Genomic DNA, 15,301 nt, shown 5'->3' on the forward strand with positions numbered 1-15,301 from the left:
TCGCATGAAAAATTGGATACAACAGATACTTTTGTGGCGTAAAAAGACGGACAAGGGCAGAATGACACTCGGAAAGGTGCAGAAAGAGTATCGCGAGAATGACGTATGCATGGGAGAACTCCTTGATGCCCTTCCCGCCGACGGCCTTTCCATAGAGGAAGCTTTCGAGCTGGCTATCACCGCCAAGAAGTGGGCGGACGGAGACCGTTTCTACCGGAGTATCAACGTTGGAGAACCGGAAGAATTGTAAGGTAAATAACAATAAACAATAATGACAAATGAGCAGATATGATTTTATAAGATTCGGCGGCTTTGTCAACTGGGCGGACGAGGACACGGACACGTTCCGGAAAATGAAAGTCTGCCTGCCGGTAAAGGAGCCTGTCGAAGATGACACGAAAATAGGACTGATTTCCACGGACGAGGACAATCCGGAAGAAATCGCGGTTTCCTATTCCGTCAGGGCAGCCGAACTCATCCCTTGGACGGACTCATTCCAGGAAGGATACTGGAAAGCCCTGATAGTGGCAGAGGCAAACGGAGCAGGCACGGACGTATTGCTGCCCATGCTCAAAGATGCCGGACTATGCCTGATGGAATGTGTCTTCCTGATGCTCCGGAGCGATGCCTGCAAACTGTTTCCGGTCCTGTGCCGGCTGTTCCCGGAAGTGGAGGAAATGTTTGAGATTATCACATGGAATGACAGGGAATATTTTGTCAGGGAACTGACGCTGTTCCGTGGAACGGGCGGGGAATACAAAACCCTAGTCTCTGTAACGGGTCTGCAAGACGTGCTGGTCGGCAAAGACGGCGCACCCATATCGGACGAGGCGGAGGCCGTGGACCGGAAAATCTGCTATTACTTCACGGACGAGGAGTTCCTGCTGCCGGAAGAGCGGCTTGTGGCCCTTGCGGAGGATGCGTGAGAAATCATAATGTATGTACAAAGACCAGAAAATGAATAAAAGAATGAACAAACAGCAAACCACTCCCGTTACCGACACTTTTAAGGGGATGCTACTTATGTCAATGGGTGTCCCTGTAGGAAACATCCGTCCCTACCGTTTGAAGTCGGCACCTTCCTGCCTCGGCGGTTTCGAGCGCATGAGCGTAGCGGCAGCACGAGCCTCGGGAATGGATATCCCGGAGACGGAGAAAGAGAACGATGAAGTTTACATATGCCGCTTGGGACCCGCCGTCTTCCATAAATGGATGCCTGTCTGGATGTTCGAAACCGCTTTCGAACCGGTTCCCGAGCAGAGACGCGGTGACCGCATCCGAACACTTACGGAAGAGATGAACAACCATCACGTGGCGGAGAAAGCCCTGAATGAAAAATGTTACGCCCTGTCCGTGGAGCTGCTTTCCGAGTGTGGCGGCAGCCTTGATGACAACGGTGAACAATCCTCGACCTATCTCCATGTTGTGGACCGTGACCCCGTGGAACTGGTCATCACGAACGCGTCGCTCCGGAAAGACGGGAAAATCTTCATCATGGGTTACAGTTACTACACGGGCGAGGAGTACGAGCAGGAATGTGACGTAGAATCCGGCATGGACATACTGAATTTTATCCTTTCCCAAAAAAGTTTTGAGTGCTATGAATGAAGACAAGATATTGCAAATGTTCTTCGACATAGGCCAGTGGACGAAGGCCATTGAGAAAGGCGTGCTGAAAGACATTAGGAAAGACCAACTTATTCGGCTGACCGACGAGCATACCCGTATGGCGATGGCCTATGCCATGCGCCGGGGAAAGTACGAGATTTCCCCTCCCCACACGGCGCAGATACCCAAGGACAACGGTGAGTTCCGCACAGTGTACGTAAACGAGCCGATGGACCGCGTAGTACTGGGTATCGCCAACGACCTGCTCTTCGAGTTGATGCCGGAGATGCTGCACTCTTCGTGCAAGTCCTACCAGACCGGTATAGGGTGCGGCAAGGTAGTTACGGAAGTCAGCCACCGGATGACAGAAACCGGCAATAGCGGCTGTCTGGGCTGGAAGTCCGACCTTTCCAAATACTTCGACAGTGTTCCGATACGGTTCATCGACGAGGCGTTCGACAAGGTGGAGGCCAAACACGGCCAGTCTGCCCTGATAGACGTACTTAGGAAATATTACCACTCGGACCTCTATTTCGATGAAGATAACCGGTTGCAAAGCAAGTATCAATCCTTGAAACAGGGTTGTGCTGTGGCTAGCTGGCTGGCGGATGTACTGCTCTACGACCTAGACAGGGAACTGTCACAAATGAACGGCTACTACGTCCGGTATTCCGACGATATGCTTTTTATCGGCAAGGATTATGAAAAAGCGATGGACACACTCCAAAAACGCCTGGAAGATAAATCCATGAAGCTAAATCCCAAGAAAGTGGAATACCTGGCAGCCGATGTCTGGTTCAAGTTCTTAGGATTCAGTATCAAGGGCGGCATGGTCTCGCTCTCGTCATCACGCATCAAGACCTTCCAGCACGAGATCGAGCGGCGGACAATCCGCTGCCGGGACACGACACTGGCAAAAGCCGTGGACGCCGTGAACCGTTACCTGTACAAGGGCGAGTTCAGCTGGGCGATACAGGTATTGCCGGTCTGTAATGTGAAGAGTGACCTCAACGAGCTGAACAAGTTCGTGATGGACTGCTTTAGAGCCATTCAGACGGGCAGGTGCAAGATCGGCGGTCTGGGATATGTCCGAACCAAACCGGATGGCTGCATCGTCCGGGGACGGGGACGCAACGTGAAGGCCAACCGCGATAAAACAGACCGGGACATACCGGGTTACCTGACTGTCGGCTGCATGCGTAACGCCCTTCTGACCAGCCGGGCGGTGTACAACACGCTGGTGGCATCGCTATAAGTTACGCCGGGCACACGGCAGAACGGGTGGACGGGCAGGCTATTCAACGTTACAGGCTTATAACCAGAATCCATATCGAGATTAACCGGTCTAACACCCGGTTAATCCCATCTCGATTCTGGCTGCGCCTGTAATGTATCGGGAAATTAAAATCATGTGCCGTCTGTCCCGCACCCGTTACCGGAGCACACCGGGAAAGTTCAAGGAATAGGTTTGGGCATCCCGCGTACCAACGTCTTCTTTCCGAGTCTGAAGGCGGCTGACCGTCGCCTTCGGACTCCGCAGAAGACCCATACGCGGGATACATCGGAAGCATAAAGCCATGTGCCGGTATTATGAGAACTTTCAGTCTTTTCCAGCACGGGAACGTGCGGTTCGGGGGAATGGATTCAGCCTGCTGTCCCCGATAAGCCCGTCTCGCGCCGTCGTATCCCTAACGTTATACGACGGCGCCATTCCGGCTTCCGCCACAGCAGACATCGGACCTGTAAAGGAACGTGCCGGCATTCCGGGAACCGCAAAAAGAACAGCACAGGGCAAAGGGGGCAAGGCCGGGATTTCAACAGAGCCGCAATTCACACGGCTGGAGCCTGTGTCATCTCCTGCTAACACGACAGATGACACAGGTTCCAGCTGTACTCGCGGCCCGTATCAGGTTTTTAAAGGGATGTGCCGTCCGGATGAGTCCCCTGAACAGAAGGTAGCGCGACCGCATATGCACGAGGGACCCAAATTCAAGATACAGTATTCAAGCTTGGTCCTGAGCCAGGCAACTACCTGGTTCAGGACCGAAGTCCTACTGTATTTATCAGGACTATAAAGATACGCGCTAGGGGTTTGAGTGCCATTAATTGTAAACAGGTGAGAAAATGGAAGATATTTACCGAGAAACCGTCACCGCCATAGAGAACGGCGCAAATTTCCGGATTGATTTCCAGTCCAGAAGTTTAAAAGTAAACGGGAGACACATGATACGGAACGGCAGGTATGATGGCGCTCCGTGGTTGCCGGAGTACGGCTGCGGGGATTTTTTCACGGATGTGGAGGAGCTGTACCGCCGCTATAAACATTCGATACCATCGGAGCGCAGCCAGAGCAAGTCCCGCCGGTATTTCATGGCATTGCCCGAAAGTGACCTCGAGGACGGGGACATGCTGTACGGGCAACACCGGGATACCGCGCAATTCGAGCTGGAATTCTATATCCTCTGCCGGATTATAGGCGGGTTCACATGGAATCCCGAAACGATGGGCAAATGGTTCTGGCAAAGCGAAAAAGACAAGGACCTGGTGATACTCAGAAAATGGGTGGAACCCGGAAGTAATCAACTATTAACAAATTCACAATGAGCAGAAAGAAACAAGAAACAAAAGTCCTGTGCCCCGGATGCGGCACGGAATTCGCCATCGCGGACAAGGAATTTGCCGCCACGGGCACCGTTATCGGCAAGAATTCGGATTTGGGCACCGTCTATCCGGTGGTGGCCGGCCATAATTCTCCCGCCGGACTTCCCAAAGGGGCGCGGGAGCGTATCGAGGCACTCCGCGGTGCCGGTGTGGACGTGAGCTGCCTGTTCGCCATGCAGGGAGCCGAGGGCGGCGAGTATATCGCCTCCAACAAAGACGGGAAACTTACCATCCTGGATGACAACGACCCGATATTCGGCAGCATCATGGCACAGGGTACCGTTCCCAACAACCGACTCTTCCGCCGGTGGGTCATGGCACAAATGTTCCATATGATGTCATACACGCATTACCGTGAAAAAGAGCCGGCAGGGGTGACCGAGATGATTCACCGGAAAGGCTATGATTACCAGTGGAAAATGCTCTTGAACGAGCTGCACGCCCAGATGAAGATGGAACACAAGGACATCACGGGTTTTGCCGAGAGAAACCGCTGGTTCAACCGTGATGTGGTTTTGGCCATCGCGAGCGACTATGTCAACGCGCTGAAAAAACACGTGGGCAACCTGGAAACAAGAAAATGCAAGGGAGTTCCCTACAAGCGTATACACGGCCGTAATATTTTCGTGGAGGACCTGCAATCCAAACTGTACTACCCGCTTTCCATCGCGATAACCCACATCAGGCACGCGTTGGACGCCACACAGCTTTACAACGCGGTCAGACAGTTCAATGACCGTCGTATCCGGCTGCCATGGGGCACTCCTCAAAGCAAGGCATGGATGGATGCCTATAAGGGAGCCGGGGCGTTCTTTACCATGCAGAACCTGATTCGTTTCCACGGTTGCACAGCTGTCAATGACCGGGGTCGGCGTCTGGACAAGTACCAGTCACTGGCGTTCCTGTCAGCCAAGGCGGAAGAGTATAAAAACGGAGAAGGCTGGCGGTTGCTGGCAGTCCTGAAAAAAATGCTGGCGGACAACAATATCAACATCAAAAAGAAGATGGCGGCATGGCGTAAGAAATAGGCCGTCATCTCCATCCGCCCGGTAGGCGGCACGGTGTGGCGGGTCAGAATAAATTAGTACTCCCTCCATTGAAATGATGCTCATCCCTGTTAACACAAGATGAGCATCTTTCAATGGAGGCATTACATCGAAAACGTAAAGAGATGCCCCTGTTTGACGACCACACCGCTATTCTAATCAAAACGACATAATCCTTTATACGATGAGCAAGAAACAACTACGACGCAGGGCCTACCTGCTGTACCGGTTACGAAAACAGGGTATCCGATGCCTGACACGTTGCCGGACCATCTTCTACCCTTACGGGGAGGATCCTAAATCAGTACCGCAGATCTGCAGCCTGATAAGCGAATTCCATTTCCATGTCCAGTTTGAAATACCCGCCTGACATGAAACCGGGAGACATTGCAACGCTGAAAGTGCCCTACAAGGGCTATCGCCGTATAGAGCTGTTGGAACGGCTCCAATACACCTGGCTGGTACGCATCTGCGAGAGCGGGAAGGAGATCGAGGTCTATGAAGACGAGTTCGAAACGGATTAAAGGCACGGAACAATGAAAGGAGAACAACAGGAAGAACGCATACCGAACTTTATCGGCAATGCCGTCATTATCCTCACAGCCGCCCATCTGGGCTGCGAGGTGGAGATGCTCGCCACCGCACAGGAGGTGTGGCGGACGAAACGCCTGCCCGAGGCGGTACTGCTGGGCATGTACGAAAAGGCCGCATGCGATGCCGTGTCGGCTGTCCGGAAGAGAGGTCTGGCGGAACAGGCTGACCGTCTCGGAGAGATATTTTACAGGACGGGGGAATTTCCCCCGCCGGAAGAAGACAATACATAAAAAGGAGTAACAAATGAAAACAAGGACTTTTCAGGAAATATATGATTTCTGCCGTACGGACGATACCTACCGGAGCTATTTCGAGGCATCGGACGAGTCCCGCATTACCGGAGCAAGGGCAAGAAAGTACTATTACGGCGACATCCGCCGAGGCCAGTGCCGCGTGGGGACATTCATCTACTGCCAGTCGATGCGGCAGCTTGAAAGGTTCCTCGAGGGCGCAAGGCAGGACCACTACATCCATGTTGACCCGCCGGCCTGCCGGGAAGTGAGCCTCAAGGACGATATGTTCCCCGGCCAGACCGCCTATATCGTGGTACATGTCAGGAGGCAGGGTGTGCAGATTGAAATCGAACACCCGTTGCATGGTGGATGGGTGCATTTCACGGCACGCTCCCACCGTCCCTTCACCAGGGAGGGAATCATAGCCGAGGCGAAGTCCTACATTGACAGCCACATCCTGCTGGCACCGGGAAGATACCGGGACTTGCAGCTGGAACATATGGTTTCCAAGGAACAGTTCCCCGCATGGTACAGGCAGTATAAAATGAGGCTGCACGACCGGGCGGAAGCCGAACATCGGGATATGGTGGACAGATACAGGCACAGGAACGACCTTACCTACGGAGAAGCCCGTGACATGCTCGCGGCTTCGGGTATATTCTTCGACCTGAACTGCGACGAGTTCGAGCGGGACGAGATTACGGAACAATTTGTAAGACTTTGTAACAAAACATAATACCCAGGCAAATGAATCTATATAATCAAATCAAATATAACGGGTATCGCATCAACATCTATTATGATGATGACGCCCGAAGCCCGCGTGAAGCGTATGACAATCTCGGTACGCTTTATACGGCACATCGTCGCTACCGCCCGGAGAAGGAGTTTGATGACCACTTCGATATCGACAAGGTTTTTGAAGGGCATATCGGAAATTTCCGGGAATCGTTCCTGAAGGAATATATCGCCCTGCCGGTCTACCTCTACGACCATGGCGGCATTACAATATCCACCTCGCCGTTCAGCTGCCCGTGGGATTCCGGATTTTTCGGAATCATCGCGGTACCGTTGGACAAGGTGCGCCGGGAATACGGGTGGAAGAACATCACCGCGAAACGCAGGAAGCGGATCGAGGGATACCTGCAAGACGAAATCAGTACCCTTGACAACTACTATACCGGGGAAGTTTTCGGGTATCGCATCATGCCGGAAAGTGACGATGACAATGAACTGGACAGTTGTTGGGGATTCTATGGTACGGAATGTATGAAAGAACTGGAAGCCGAATGCAGGCATATTATCGACGGGCAGAACAAAGCGGCAGCATAAAATAGAAAAATACGCATAATAACTGGAAATACAATGAAGACATCATACGGACTTGAATTTGACACGGTAACAGAAATCAATCCTGAATGGAGCGACTATGACAAGACGATAGCAGGATGTCACCTGGCCAATGCCAGGGTGGTCATCGTGGATACGGAATACGGGCAACCGATAGACAATGAGCATGACCTTGAAGAAATCTACCGGATTCTCGAAAAGAAAAAGACAGGCCATACTAAAAATGAACGACATGGAAGAAAAACGAGATAACAAGGAAATCAGGGTACGCCTGCACCATATCGACCGTGGAAACTGCACGGAAGTATGGGAGGTGCAGACAGAGAAGGGGAAGCCCAGACGCTATCTGGGACGTGACGACGGTTATGGACCGAAGGAGTGGTACACGCTCTGCGATGCTCCCTACGGCTATTGCGAACGCGACTGCCATGTGAGGGAGGACCTCACCCTCATTGTCTGCGACAAAGATTGGAACGAGGTGTTGCGAGACGGAACGGACAGGGAACGCTTTCCTGAAAGTTTCCCTTCACTGGATGAAGCCTGCAACGAGGCATGGAGCAAGGTCGTGAAAGTGCTTCCGCATGTCACGCACAAAGGTTTCGGGCAGTGGATCACCAAACAGTCATTCCTCCCGCTCAGCCAGACCGAAGAATTGAATTGGCGGGATAGCTACTATGAGGAAGAAGCGAGTGAGATACTCTCACGTTTTACATGGATCGGTGAAGAGTATGCCATATTCAAGGTTACCCAGAGGCACACCAAGTGCGACGCCCAATGGTACGAGTATTACGCGGGGAAGACAAACCGGCAGGAACACGAGTGGTATACCCGTTTCTTCGGTTACGAGTACCATGACCGGCATATCAGCGACGTACTCCGGACACTCGGAAGGCGGTGCGACGACATCATCCGTACTGCGGTGGAAACCCGCACGGACCACTATTACGGGCGTACGGTTTCCTGTTTCATGGACGAGTTCATCGGTTACGACCTGTCCCATGAACAGGTCCGTGACGCCAAGGAATGCAGATTGCGCAAGGCACGGGAAGACTACGACGAAGCGAACGCCTACTATTACAAACTGAAAGAGAATGAGGAAAGCATCCGTGGTATCGAATTGATGCTGCACTGCATAAGACAACAAATCCGAAAAATGAAAAGATAATGGCCAGAAAACTACATGTAGCCAGAGTTTGGCAAATCGAATACAAATATCCGGGTATGTATGGCGGGGACGGTCAGGATATCTTTTATGATATCCTGACAATGTTCGAAGTTGATAACTCCGCAGAAGACGCCTATACCGATGACTTCGAAATAGCCCGTTCGGGTCTGCAGCAGCTAAGAAAACATATCTCAGAACAGGATGAAACCTTCCGGCAGAATGCCGAAGAATTTTATTCCTGCCTGGCAAAGGTCGGGATGGACCGGGAAAAGTTTATCGAAGTACTCGATTGTCTAATCAACGGCAGTGACCAAAGCGATGCCTATGTGCATGTCTCATGGTTTTAATGATATGCCATGAAGGCGTTTCGAGCAAACCTGCCGTAACATCAAACCTGTATGAAACCTAAAGATAACGGGCTGGCCAACCTTCATGACCGGAAACGTGAGGAACGCGGTTTCTGCTGCATGCAACTGATCATATTCCTTACAGACAATGGAGTGAAGAGCTGGGATGAATGGCACCGGGCGCATACCGACGCGGCCCGGGGCGAATGCAGATACCGCAAGCGGTGCCCGGTTTATGGACGTAGCAAACATTTAATGAACAATAAATAATATGGTACTTAATATTGTAAAAAACGACCTGCCTGCCTCATGCATTGCAGAATATGTAAGATGCGTATTTGACAATGCCAAAGTAAACATCAAAGATGAAAATGCAGTATCCGTCGACATCGAAGTGACCGGAAAGAACGAGCTGCACTCTTTGGAAGGATTAAAAGAGTTGGAATACTATTTTAAAGATTATGACATAAGAATATGGTGACCGCCATGCAACGGGCGGCAAACCGGAAATTGTTCAACTACAGATAAAAAACAAGCAACATGGAACAGGAAAAACCTACAAAGCCGGAAACAGACAGAACCTTTCCGGAAGACGATGACACACTTTACCGTGAAATGACAGTGCACATGCCCCGCTGCTATTTTCCGACTTCGCTAGGCGAGAACAGTATCCTCAAATTTGCCGGAGAGGAATTCCGCCGCGTCAAGAATATTGTCTGCCGGCGCTACAACTTTAACGAGGACAAATATATCCGGGAGAACGCCGACGTATCCCCTTTCGACTCTGTTCGAGGCAACTTCGAGCAGGAAGTGTACAGACGTCTCCGTAAGGATTATGCGCACCTCAGTATCATCTCCATCAGAAGATCACTTATGGAGAAAATCCGCGACGCCGTGAAGAAGGAGAACAACATCATCGGCACGTTCTACCGCAACTGCGGCGTACATTACCGGGAGGCGGAATCAGCGGAGTATGAAACCTCCCCGATAGTGGTGGTCCACAATTCCGCTTTTTACGGATACGGCGGTTATGAAAGTGCGACCGTTTATGAACTTTTCATCGACGGGAACGGCAAACTGCTCTGCACGCTCAACGGCGAAGCCGGCGAGGATTTCGATGAGCCCATCGGACAGGTACAGACCGAGGGATTGCTTGAGATTGCCCACTGGCTGGAAGAACACGGGTTCATCTCCGCTGATGTCAATGACGACGAGATTGTCGTATGCGAGGGGTGCGGTTCAGACAATATACAGACCCAGGCATGGGTGGATCCGAATGCCCGTACATTCATCGGTACCACGGGTATAGACCGCTATGATAACTGGTGCGACGAATGCGAGGACCATCAGCCATTCTGTACTTTAAAAGAGTTCAAAGAACGCATGGAGGAATGGTGGAACTCGTTGGACGCAAATCAAATGGAACAGATCACGGGTTGCCGTCAGGACAAGTGTCCGGCCGGAGACAACCATCAGGGGTTTGCCGAAACCTGCAATGAATGGTGGGAAAACAAGGGCTATGACGAGAAACGTAAAATCTGGAAAGAACATAATGACTGCTGATTATGATTTACAATCTTCTTAAACGCATACAGAACCTGTTGGCTTCCAAGCCGTCCGGGACAAAGGAGGAACAGGAAATCCTGAGTCTGGTCAGCCAGGCGCTTCCTGCAATGCTCAATGGGCATGATACGGAAACACTTGCCGCCAATGAGCTGCTGGTACGGATATGCCCCGACACCAAACGGCCGGTCCTCGTATGCCATAACGGCAACGGGCAGTGCCTGTGCCTGCACAATGGGACGACGGAAGAGGATGCCGTCGACGTGGACTTATGGCTGCGTTCCAACGGTAGAGAGTGTAACGGCTACAACAAGTTGCAGGAGGCTGTCGTGGACCTTGCCTACAATGCCGGGGCGGACAACCTGTGGGAGGACAGGGACTCCCGTGCCGTCAATGCCGAGATCGTCCAGTGGGCGGAAGAATTCGAGACTGAGCATGCGGGCACTGATTGGGATGCGGAGGACTACTTCCTTGCCATCGACAGGTTTTACAAGGAAAAGACAAAACAAATGAATCCGGTTACAATACCGGCGAACTGAAAAAATGGCAACCGAATGGACAAGGAAATTGCAGAAGAAATCATCCGGGAAAACCGTTATCCGTCCGGATATGACATACAAGACTATCTGTTTGACAATGAGGATACTGTGCTTTCTCTGGAGGACGGAACGGAGCTGCTTGATGACTTCGACCTCTGGAAAGAACGTTCCGACCTCGAACTTGAAAAAATCATGGACCGGAACTACTGGTCCTCGACTGGTGGATATTAGATTAAAAACAGGAATATAATTATGGTAAGAGAACTTTATCAACGGCTCAGGGAATATTTCAACAACTTACCCGAACCGACAGAAGAGGAAAGACAATTTATCCGGGAGCTGAACGCCGGGTATTTCCCTATCACGTCCGTCCACCGCGATGACCTGGAAGGACAAGGTTTCGATGTGGAAAAGATCAGCGATGACGACATGCAGAATCTGGCGGAAAAGATGGCCGACGATTACTGCGAACAGTTGTTCTGGCCCAGCATGGAAATCATTGCCGGAGAAATCCTGAGTTTCCCGAAAGTAAAAACAAAAGACATTATCTGTCCGAAATGCAATTCGGAAAATATCCGTTATGATATTCACGAAAGTCGGTTCCACTGCGGCGAGTGTTCCCTGGCATGGGATGACAAGTTATATGCACTCGTGGAATTTCCCGAGGAAAGTGCTCCTTTCGAGGAAGAAGGAACCGGTTATCCGGCATGGGGAAGCGGGGACAACGGGGCGCTTTACGTGCCCGAGGAAGACTATATACGCCATACCGGCAAATCTCCCGAACGGGACAAGTGTTACCGTGCCGTGTGTTGGCCGGACTCCCAGAAATACATGGGAACGAAAGGTTGTGAACCCATACAGGATGAAAACGGGATACGGGATTTTGGCACATCGGCATACTGGGTGCCGCTGCTTCTGACGGAAGAAGCGGCAGAGCGACGAATGGACAAGAAAAAGGCACCGGTATGCCCCGAATGTGGGGGCACAGATATTGACATTCTGAGTGACGAGGGCGTGGCCGTATGCAATGACTGCTGCCTTGAATGGCCTTACGCGGAGGATTGAGAATGGAAACGGTAGATGTTTATACGGAACGAGGCGACCTGGTCACCTGTTCCGATTGCGGCAAGGTGATGCTCCTGCCGTATGGAGCGGATAAATGTCCCGCCTGCAAGAAAGAAGGTTGCCTGGTATGGACGGACGAAAGCTTGCGGGAAGCCGACATCGACTCCCTGCTCGAGAGGCACTGTAACCTGCACCAGAAGAGCGAACTGCAACCGGAGGAGTATCTTTCACTTTCCATACTGGTGACCGAGTATATTCCGTATCTGGCCGATAAACCGCAGACAGCGCGTGAAACCCTGTTCCTACTCCTTGAAACCGGCTCTCTTTTCGAGAAATACTGGCGGGATACAAGATGCTTCCAATCCGAAAATATCTACACGCCCGCCATCAAGACACTGCTTGACAAACTGGACGTGAAACTGCGAGAGGGCGACACGATTCCGGTAGAATACCAGGATTGCCGCTCCCTGGAGGACTTCTTCAGGGTCGTTGCCGGCGAGCGTCCGGCAAAGGAAGAGGTATCGTTTTCTTCAGATAAGGAGGGAAACTATTATTTCAACGGACGCAAGGTCAAGGTGGAAAATTCTGACGAGTACGCCTACCGCCTGCTGAAAACCAAAATACAGACGAGCTACCGGCGTCCGGTAGATTTTTACTTCCGCTTCCTTGCCCGTTTCGGACCATACGGAACTTATGGCAACGTGTATTACCCGAGTATCACGGACCTGATATGCAGGCGTTACCTGCCTGAAACCGCAAAATGAATTCCGGAAAGGCGATGGACAACGGTTCACCGCCTTTCTTATTGTATAACTTTTTTAATATCAATCATTATGGCAACAGCATTAGCAACAACGGCCGCCCCCGTGCAGTTCGATTTCCAGAACAACAACGTCGAGGTGATGACGCTCGACACGCTCCGGCGCACACACAAGGAAAATGACATCTATGGCAACCCGCTCAAGGGAATCTACCATTACGAGGTGATAGAGCGCATGGCGGACATCTGCCAGAAACACAACCTGAATTACGAGGTGGAGGAAATCTTCGCCGCCCAGAACAAGAACAAGGCACAGCCCGGCGTGGTCGTCCTGCCCCAGGTGGAACAAAAGTACGGGGCGATGGCCGTCGAGGCGCATATCCTGCGCCGCGTTTATACGACCATCCGCATTAAGGAATGGGAAACGGACGAGCTGACCACGACGCTTGTCATCGCCTTCCATCAGGACGGCATCCAGGCGGCCATCGGCCCGTGCGTCAGGGTGTGCCACAACCAGTGCATCCTCTCCCCCGAACGCAGTGTGTCGAACTACGGGAAAGACAAAGTCACCACCGAAGAGCTTTTCGGTCGTGTAGACGAGTGGCTCTCGAACTTCGAGGTACAGATGAACGAGGACAGGGAACGCATCCGCCGCCTGAAAGCGAAAGTAATTACCCCGGTGGAGATGTACGCCTACATCGGATTGCTGACAGCATTGCGCGTATCGCATGACAGTTCCGACAAGCGTCTTTCGTCCAAGGTGGAGACCTATCCCCTGAACCAGTCCCAGATTTCCATCTTCACCGAGGACCTGCTCAAACTCACCGAAGAGAAGAAGACGCTCACGGCGTGGGATATCTATAACGTGGCAACCGAAATCTACAAGCCCGGACGTACGGACATTCCGGCCATGATTCCCCAGAACGGGGCGCTGGCCGAGCTGATGCTCTCGGAAGGGTTGCCGGAATCTTAAAAGGCTGCCACGTGACAAGAATCAAGGGACAACTGACGACAGCCGACTACCTGCCCATAGCGGAATATAACAGGCTGGTCCGCGGGCTTGAGAAGGACGGCGAGTACCTGTGGGAGACCTACTGCTGGCTGTCGTTCTGCACGGCATGCAGGGCCTCCGACGTGAGGACCCTGCGCTGGAAAGACATCTTAGGAAAAAGCACCATGACCCGCATCGAGCAGAAAACAAAGAAAAACCGCCTGATCAAGTTCAACAGGGACGTGCAGGAGAAGAACCGTTTCCTGTACGAGATGCTCGGACAACCCGCCCCCGAACAGTACATCTTTCTCAGCCCGCGTACCGGGAAACCTTACTCGCTGGAATACATCAACAGGCTGCTCAAGGTATTCAAGGTAAGGTACAGGCTGCCGATCAGGGCATTCTCCACACATACCTTCCGCAAGACTTTCGGGCGCTATGTCTACGAGCTGATGGGACGCTCGGCCGAGGGCCTGATCCTGCTCAACCAGATATTCCGCCATTCCAACCTGGAAACCACCCGGCGCTACATCGGGCTGGCGCAGGAGGACATCGACAAAGTGTTCGATTCCATACGTCTATGAGAATATTTTCAACGATGCCCGGAACCCGAGCGGGAGGTTCCGGGCTATGCTTTATATAACATATCAAAATCAGAACTGTAAATGGACACACCGATATATATCGACACATACTTCCGCGTCGAGTCCGGCTATGACGGCGGTCGCATGCCGGAAGAGAAAGCCGGACGCTTCTTCGACGAGGTAAAGCGCCTTTTCACGGAAACAGGGTTCAGCATCAAGGAAAACAAATACAAAGACGGTTGTCCCGAGGTGTATCTCGGAAAGACATGCCTGTACTGTCATCCCCAATCGTTATCGGGCCCTGTTCTTAAAGAGCACATGGAGCTTATCGAGAAGATTCTGGCACAAGGAACGACCTTCCGGTACCTACGTACTGACACTTACGGCGAGATTCTCGACCTGACGGAGGAGGAAGAACTCGCGTATTACCACAAGACTCATGACATGACTATCGGGGGTGTCTTTCTCGACGCCTTCCGCACCAAGCGCCGGAACCTGTACAAGAGCCGGGAGCAGGTGCTGGAAATACTCGTCGAAAAGCTGCGTGTCAAGACACTCCGTGGGAAGTCCGTTTATTCGAACACCTCCCCGGCATACCGTTATATCAGGGAAATGTACGGGAAAATGGTGTCTGAAGGACGGCTCGTCGAGGGATGCAAGCAAACCGCTTCCGGGAAACTGCCGCTCTGCCGCACGGCAACCGGCAGGGAACTGAAAATGAAAAGACGGGAAGACGACAGGACGGAATGACACGCGGTTCCGTACCGGACATGGCCGGATACCAGTCCGAAGACT

At 52.0% G+C, this 15,301-nt stretch carries 25 protein-coding genes; 24 read left to right on the forward strand and 1 reads right to left on the reverse strand.

From position 1 onward, the window contains the following. Positions 1 to 4: 4 nt before the first annotated feature. From DWZ47_RS15530 to DWZ47_RS15545, 4 genes are read left to right on the forward strand one after another with little or no spacing between them, the layout of a single operon-like run. Positions 5 to 250 (forward strand): hypothetical protein, encoded by a 246-nt coding sequence (locus DWZ47_RS15530; protein ID WP_117513725.1) that lies wholly within the window; start codon positions 5 to 7, stop codon positions 248 to 250. Positions 251 to 278: 28 nt separating this feature from the next. Next, complete coding sequence (locus DWZ47_RS15535) at positions 279 to 926, forward strand: hypothetical protein (protein WP_004293639.1); 648 nt, start codon at positions 279 to 281, stop codon at positions 924 to 926. Positions 927 to 969: 43 nt separating this feature from the next. Further along, positions 970 to 1,608 carry a hypothetical protein gene (locus DWZ47_RS15540; protein WP_009316558.1) on the forward strand — a complete coding sequence of 213 codons (639 nt, stop codon included), beginning with the start codon at positions 970 to 972 and terminating at the stop codon, positions 1,606 to 1,608. Then, positions 1,601 to 2,863: an RNA-directed DNA polymerase gene (locus DWZ47_RS15545; protein ID WP_008143026.1), complete on the forward strand. Its 1,263-nt coding sequence runs from the start codon at positions 1,601 to 1,603 to the stop codon at positions 2,861 to 2,863. The genes DWZ47_RS15540 and DWZ47_RS15545 overlap by 8 nt, the downstream gene beginning before the upstream one ends. Before the next feature lie 345 nt (positions 2,864 to 3,208). Here DWZ47_RS15545 and DWZ47_RS30670 read toward each other — a convergent pair whose 3' ends face one another. Next, on the reverse strand, positions 3,209 to 3,487 hold the full coding sequence (locus tag DWZ47_RS30670) for a hypothetical protein (protein ID WP_171059016.1): 279 nt from the start codon (positions 3,485 to 3,487) through the stop codon (positions 3,209 to 3,211). A 245-nt stretch (positions 3,488 to 3,732) separates the two neighbouring features. On the opposite strand from DWZ47_RS30670, the gene DWZ47_RS15555 reads away from it, so the two are divergent. From DWZ47_RS15555 to DWZ47_RS15650, 20 genes are all read left to right on the forward strand, one after another. Next, positions 3,733 to 4,212 carry a hypothetical protein gene (locus DWZ47_RS15555; RefSeq protein ID WP_004293642.1) on the forward strand — a complete coding sequence of 160 codons (480 nt, stop codon included), beginning with the start codon at positions 3,733 to 3,735 and terminating at the stop codon, positions 4,210 to 4,212. Next, positions 4,209 to 5,297: a hypothetical protein gene (locus tag DWZ47_RS15560; RefSeq protein WP_008143029.1), complete on the forward strand. Its 1,089-nt coding sequence runs from the start codon at positions 4,209 to 4,211 to the stop codon at positions 5,295 to 5,297. The genes DWZ47_RS15555 and DWZ47_RS15560 overlap by 4 nt, the downstream gene beginning before the upstream one ends. A 362-nt stretch (positions 5,298 to 5,659) precedes the next feature. Next, complete coding sequence (locus DWZ47_RS15570) at positions 5,660 to 5,839, forward strand: hypothetical protein (protein ID WP_004322731.1); 180 nt, start codon at positions 5,660 to 5,662, stop codon at positions 5,837 to 5,839. A gap of 12 nt (positions 5,840 to 5,851) precedes the next feature. Continuing rightward, positions 5,852 to 6,139, forward strand: coding sequence for a hypothetical protein (locus DWZ47_RS15575; RefSeq protein WP_004322729.1), 288 nt, complete (start codon positions 5,852 to 5,854; stop codon positions 6,137 to 6,139). A 41-nt stretch (positions 6,140 to 6,180) separates the two neighbouring features. Next, positions 6,181 to 6,411: a hypothetical protein gene (locus DWZ47_RS31010; RefSeq protein WP_224241439.1), complete on the forward strand. Its 231-nt coding sequence runs from the start codon at positions 6,181 to 6,183 to the stop codon at positions 6,409 to 6,411. Between the two features lie 41 nt (positions 6,412 to 6,452). Next, complete coding sequence (locus DWZ47_RS31015; protein ID WP_224241441.1) at positions 6,453 to 6,878, forward strand: hypothetical protein; 426 nt, start codon at positions 6,453 to 6,455, stop codon at positions 6,876 to 6,878. An 11-nt stretch (positions 6,879 to 6,889) separates the two neighbouring features. Then, on the forward strand, positions 6,890 to 7,474 hold the full coding sequence (locus DWZ47_RS15585) for a hypothetical protein (RefSeq protein ID WP_008143037.1): 585 nt from the start codon (positions 6,890 to 6,892) through the stop codon (positions 7,472 to 7,474). A 33-nt stretch (positions 7,475 to 7,507) separates the two neighbouring features. Beyond that, positions 7,508 to 7,744 (forward strand): hypothetical protein, encoded by a 237-nt coding sequence (locus DWZ47_RS15590; RefSeq protein WP_004322721.1) that lies wholly within the window; start codon positions 7,508 to 7,510, stop codon positions 7,742 to 7,744. Next, a complete protein-coding gene (locus DWZ47_RS15595; RefSeq protein ID WP_008143040.1) occupies positions 7,725 to 8,657 on the forward strand; it encodes a hypothetical protein in 933 nt (310 codons plus the stop codon). The genes DWZ47_RS15590 and DWZ47_RS15595 overlap by 20 nt, the downstream gene beginning before the upstream one ends. After that, entirely contained in the window at positions 8,657 to 9,004 is a 348-nt protein-coding gene (locus tag DWZ47_RS15600) for a hypothetical protein (protein ID WP_008143041.1), read from the forward strand. Before DWZ47_RS15595 ends, DWZ47_RS15600 begins: the two co-directional genes overlap by 1 nt. Before the next feature lie 51 nt (positions 9,005 to 9,055). Further along, positions 9,056 to 9,274: a hypothetical protein gene (locus DWZ47_RS15605; protein WP_004293651.1), complete on the forward strand. Its 219-nt coding sequence runs from the start codon at positions 9,056 to 9,058 to the stop codon at positions 9,272 to 9,274. A 1-nt stretch (position 9,275) separates the two neighbouring features. After that, a complete protein-coding gene (locus tag DWZ47_RS15610; RefSeq protein WP_004293652.1) occupies positions 9,276 to 9,485 on the forward strand; it encodes a hypothetical protein in 210 nt (69 codons plus the stop codon). 59 nt (positions 9,486 to 9,544) lie between these two features. Beyond that, complete coding sequence (locus DWZ47_RS15615) at positions 9,545 to 10,567, forward strand: hypothetical protein (RefSeq protein WP_117513727.1); 1,023 nt, start codon at positions 9,545 to 9,547, stop codon at positions 10,565 to 10,567. Between the two features lie 2 nt (positions 10,568 to 10,569). After that, complete coding sequence (locus DWZ47_RS15620; RefSeq protein WP_004293654.1) at positions 10,570 to 11,106, forward strand: hypothetical protein; 537 nt, start codon at positions 10,570 to 10,572, stop codon at positions 11,104 to 11,106. 15 nt (positions 11,107 to 11,121) lie between these two features. Then, positions 11,122 to 11,337 (forward strand): hypothetical protein, encoded by a 216-nt coding sequence (locus DWZ47_RS15625; protein WP_004303944.1) that lies wholly within the window; start codon positions 11,122 to 11,124, stop codon positions 11,335 to 11,337. 21 nt (positions 11,338 to 11,358) lie between these two features. Beyond that, positions 11,359 to 12,171, forward strand: a complete 813-nt coding sequence (locus tag DWZ47_RS15630; RefSeq protein WP_008860793.1) for a hypothetical protein — start codon at positions 11,359 to 11,361, stop codon at positions 12,169 to 12,171. Continuing rightward, entirely contained in the window at positions 12,150 to 12,935 is a 786-nt protein-coding gene (locus DWZ47_RS15635; RefSeq protein WP_004293657.1) for a hypothetical protein, read from the forward strand. Before DWZ47_RS15630 ends, DWZ47_RS15635 begins: the two co-directional genes overlap by 22 nt. A gap of 69 nt (positions 12,936 to 13,004) precedes the next feature. Beyond that, positions 13,005 to 13,904 (forward strand): DUF932 domain-containing protein, encoded by a 900-nt coding sequence (locus DWZ47_RS15640; protein WP_004293658.1) that lies wholly within the window; start codon positions 13,005 to 13,007, stop codon positions 13,902 to 13,904. A gap of 11 nt (positions 13,905 to 13,915) precedes the next feature. Beyond that, positions 13,916 to 14,506 carry a tyrosine-type recombinase/integrase gene (locus DWZ47_RS15645; protein ID WP_004293659.1) on the forward strand — a complete coding sequence of 197 codons (591 nt, stop codon included), beginning with the start codon at positions 13,916 to 13,918 and terminating at the stop codon, positions 14,504 to 14,506. Positions 14,507 to 14,587: 81 nt separating this feature from the next. Beyond that, on the forward strand, positions 14,588 to 15,256 hold the full coding sequence (locus tag DWZ47_RS15650) for a hypothetical protein (RefSeq protein WP_004293660.1): 669 nt from the start codon (positions 14,588 to 14,590) through the stop codon (positions 15,254 to 15,256). The last annotated feature ends 45 nt before the right edge of the window (positions 15,257 to 15,301 follow it).

Origin of the sequence: Bacteroides sp. AF32-8BH (assembly GCF_003435205.1) — a bacterium.
Classification (GTDB): domain Bacteria; phylum Bacteroidota; class Bacteroidia; order Bacteroidales; family Bacteroidaceae; genus Bacteroides; species Bacteroides ovatus.

Excerpts from the sequence above, each read along its gene's own strand:
- DWZ47_RS15555 (WP_004293642.1), top strand. The coding sequence starts at position 3,733 with ATGGAAGATATTTACCGAGAAACCGTCACCGCCATAGAGAACGGCGCA.
- DWZ47_RS15600 (WP_008143041.1), top strand. The coding sequence starts at position 8,657 with ATGGCCAGAAAACTACATGTAGCCAGAGTTTGGCAAATCGAATACAAA.
- DWZ47_RS15585 (WP_008143037.1), top strand. The coding sequence starts at position 6,890 with ATGAATCTATATAATCAAATCAAATATAACGGGTATCGCATCAACATC.
- DWZ47_RS15605 (WP_004293651.1), top strand. The coding sequence starts at position 9,056 with ATGAAACCTAAAGATAACGGGCTGGCCAACCTTCATGACCGGAAACGT.
- DWZ47_RS15615 (WP_117513727.1), top strand. The coding sequence starts at position 9,545 with ATGGAACAGGAAAAACCTACAAAGCCGGAAACAGACAGAACCTTTCCG.
- DWZ47_RS15640 (WP_004293658.1), top strand. The coding sequence starts at position 13,005 with ATGGCAACAGCATTAGCAACAACGGCCGCCCCCGTGCAGTTCGATTTC.
- DWZ47_RS15535 (WP_004293639.1), top strand. The coding sequence starts at position 279 with ATGAGCAGATATGATTTTATAAGATTCGGCGGCTTTGTCAACTGGGCG.
- DWZ47_RS15650 (WP_004293660.1), top strand. The coding sequence starts at position 14,588 with ATGGACACACCGATATATATCGACACATACTTCCGCGTCGAGTCCGGC.
- DWZ47_RS15590 (WP_004322721.1), top strand. The coding sequence starts at position 7,508 with ATGAAGACATCATACGGACTTGAATTTGACACGGTAACAGAAATCAAT.
- DWZ47_RS15610 (WP_004293652.1), top strand. The coding sequence starts at position 9,276 with ATGGTACTTAATATTGTAAAAAACGACCTGCCTGCCTCATGCATTGCA.
- DWZ47_RS15635 (WP_004293657.1), top strand. The coding sequence starts at position 12,150 with ATGGCCTTACGCGGAGGATTGAGAATGGAAACGGTAGATGTTTATACG.
- DWZ47_RS15595 (WP_008143040.1), top strand. The coding sequence starts at position 7,725 with ATGGAAGAAAAACGAGATAACAAGGAAATCAGGGTACGCCTGCACCAT.
- DWZ47_RS15620 (WP_004293654.1), top strand. The coding sequence starts at position 10,570 with ATGATTTACAATCTTCTTAAACGCATACAGAACCTGTTGGCTTCCAAG.
- DWZ47_RS15530 (WP_117513725.1), top strand. The coding sequence starts at position 5 with ATGAAAAATTGGATACAACAGATACTTTTGTGGCGTAAAAAGACGGAC.
- DWZ47_RS15545 (WP_008143026.1), top strand. The coding sequence starts at position 1,601 with ATGAATGAAGACAAGATATTGCAAATGTTCTTCGACATAGGCCAGTGG.
- DWZ47_RS15560 (WP_008143029.1), top strand. The coding sequence starts at position 4,209 with ATGAGCAGAAAGAAACAAGAAACAAAAGTCCTGTGCCCCGGATGCGGC.
- DWZ47_RS15575 (WP_004322729.1), top strand. The coding sequence starts at position 5,852 with ATGAAAGGAGAACAACAGGAAGAACGCATACCGAACTTTATCGGCAAT.
- DWZ47_RS15630 (WP_008860793.1), top strand. The coding sequence starts at position 11,359 with ATGGTAAGAGAACTTTATCAACGGCTCAGGGAATATTTCAACAACTTA.
- DWZ47_RS15570 (WP_004322731.1), top strand. The coding sequence starts at position 5,660 with ATGTCCAGTTTGAAATACCCGCCTGACATGAAACCGGGAGACATTGCA.
- DWZ47_RS15625 (WP_004303944.1), top strand. The coding sequence starts at position 11,122 with ATGGACAAGGAAATTGCAGAAGAAATCATCCGGGAAAACCGTTATCCG.
- DWZ47_RS15540 (WP_009316558.1), top strand. The coding sequence starts at position 970 with ATGAACAAACAGCAAACCACTCCCGTTACCGACACTTTTAAGGGGATG.
- DWZ47_RS31010 (WP_224241439.1), top strand. The coding sequence starts at position 6,181 with ATGATTTCTGCCGTACGGACGATACCTACCGGAGCTATTTCGAGGCAT.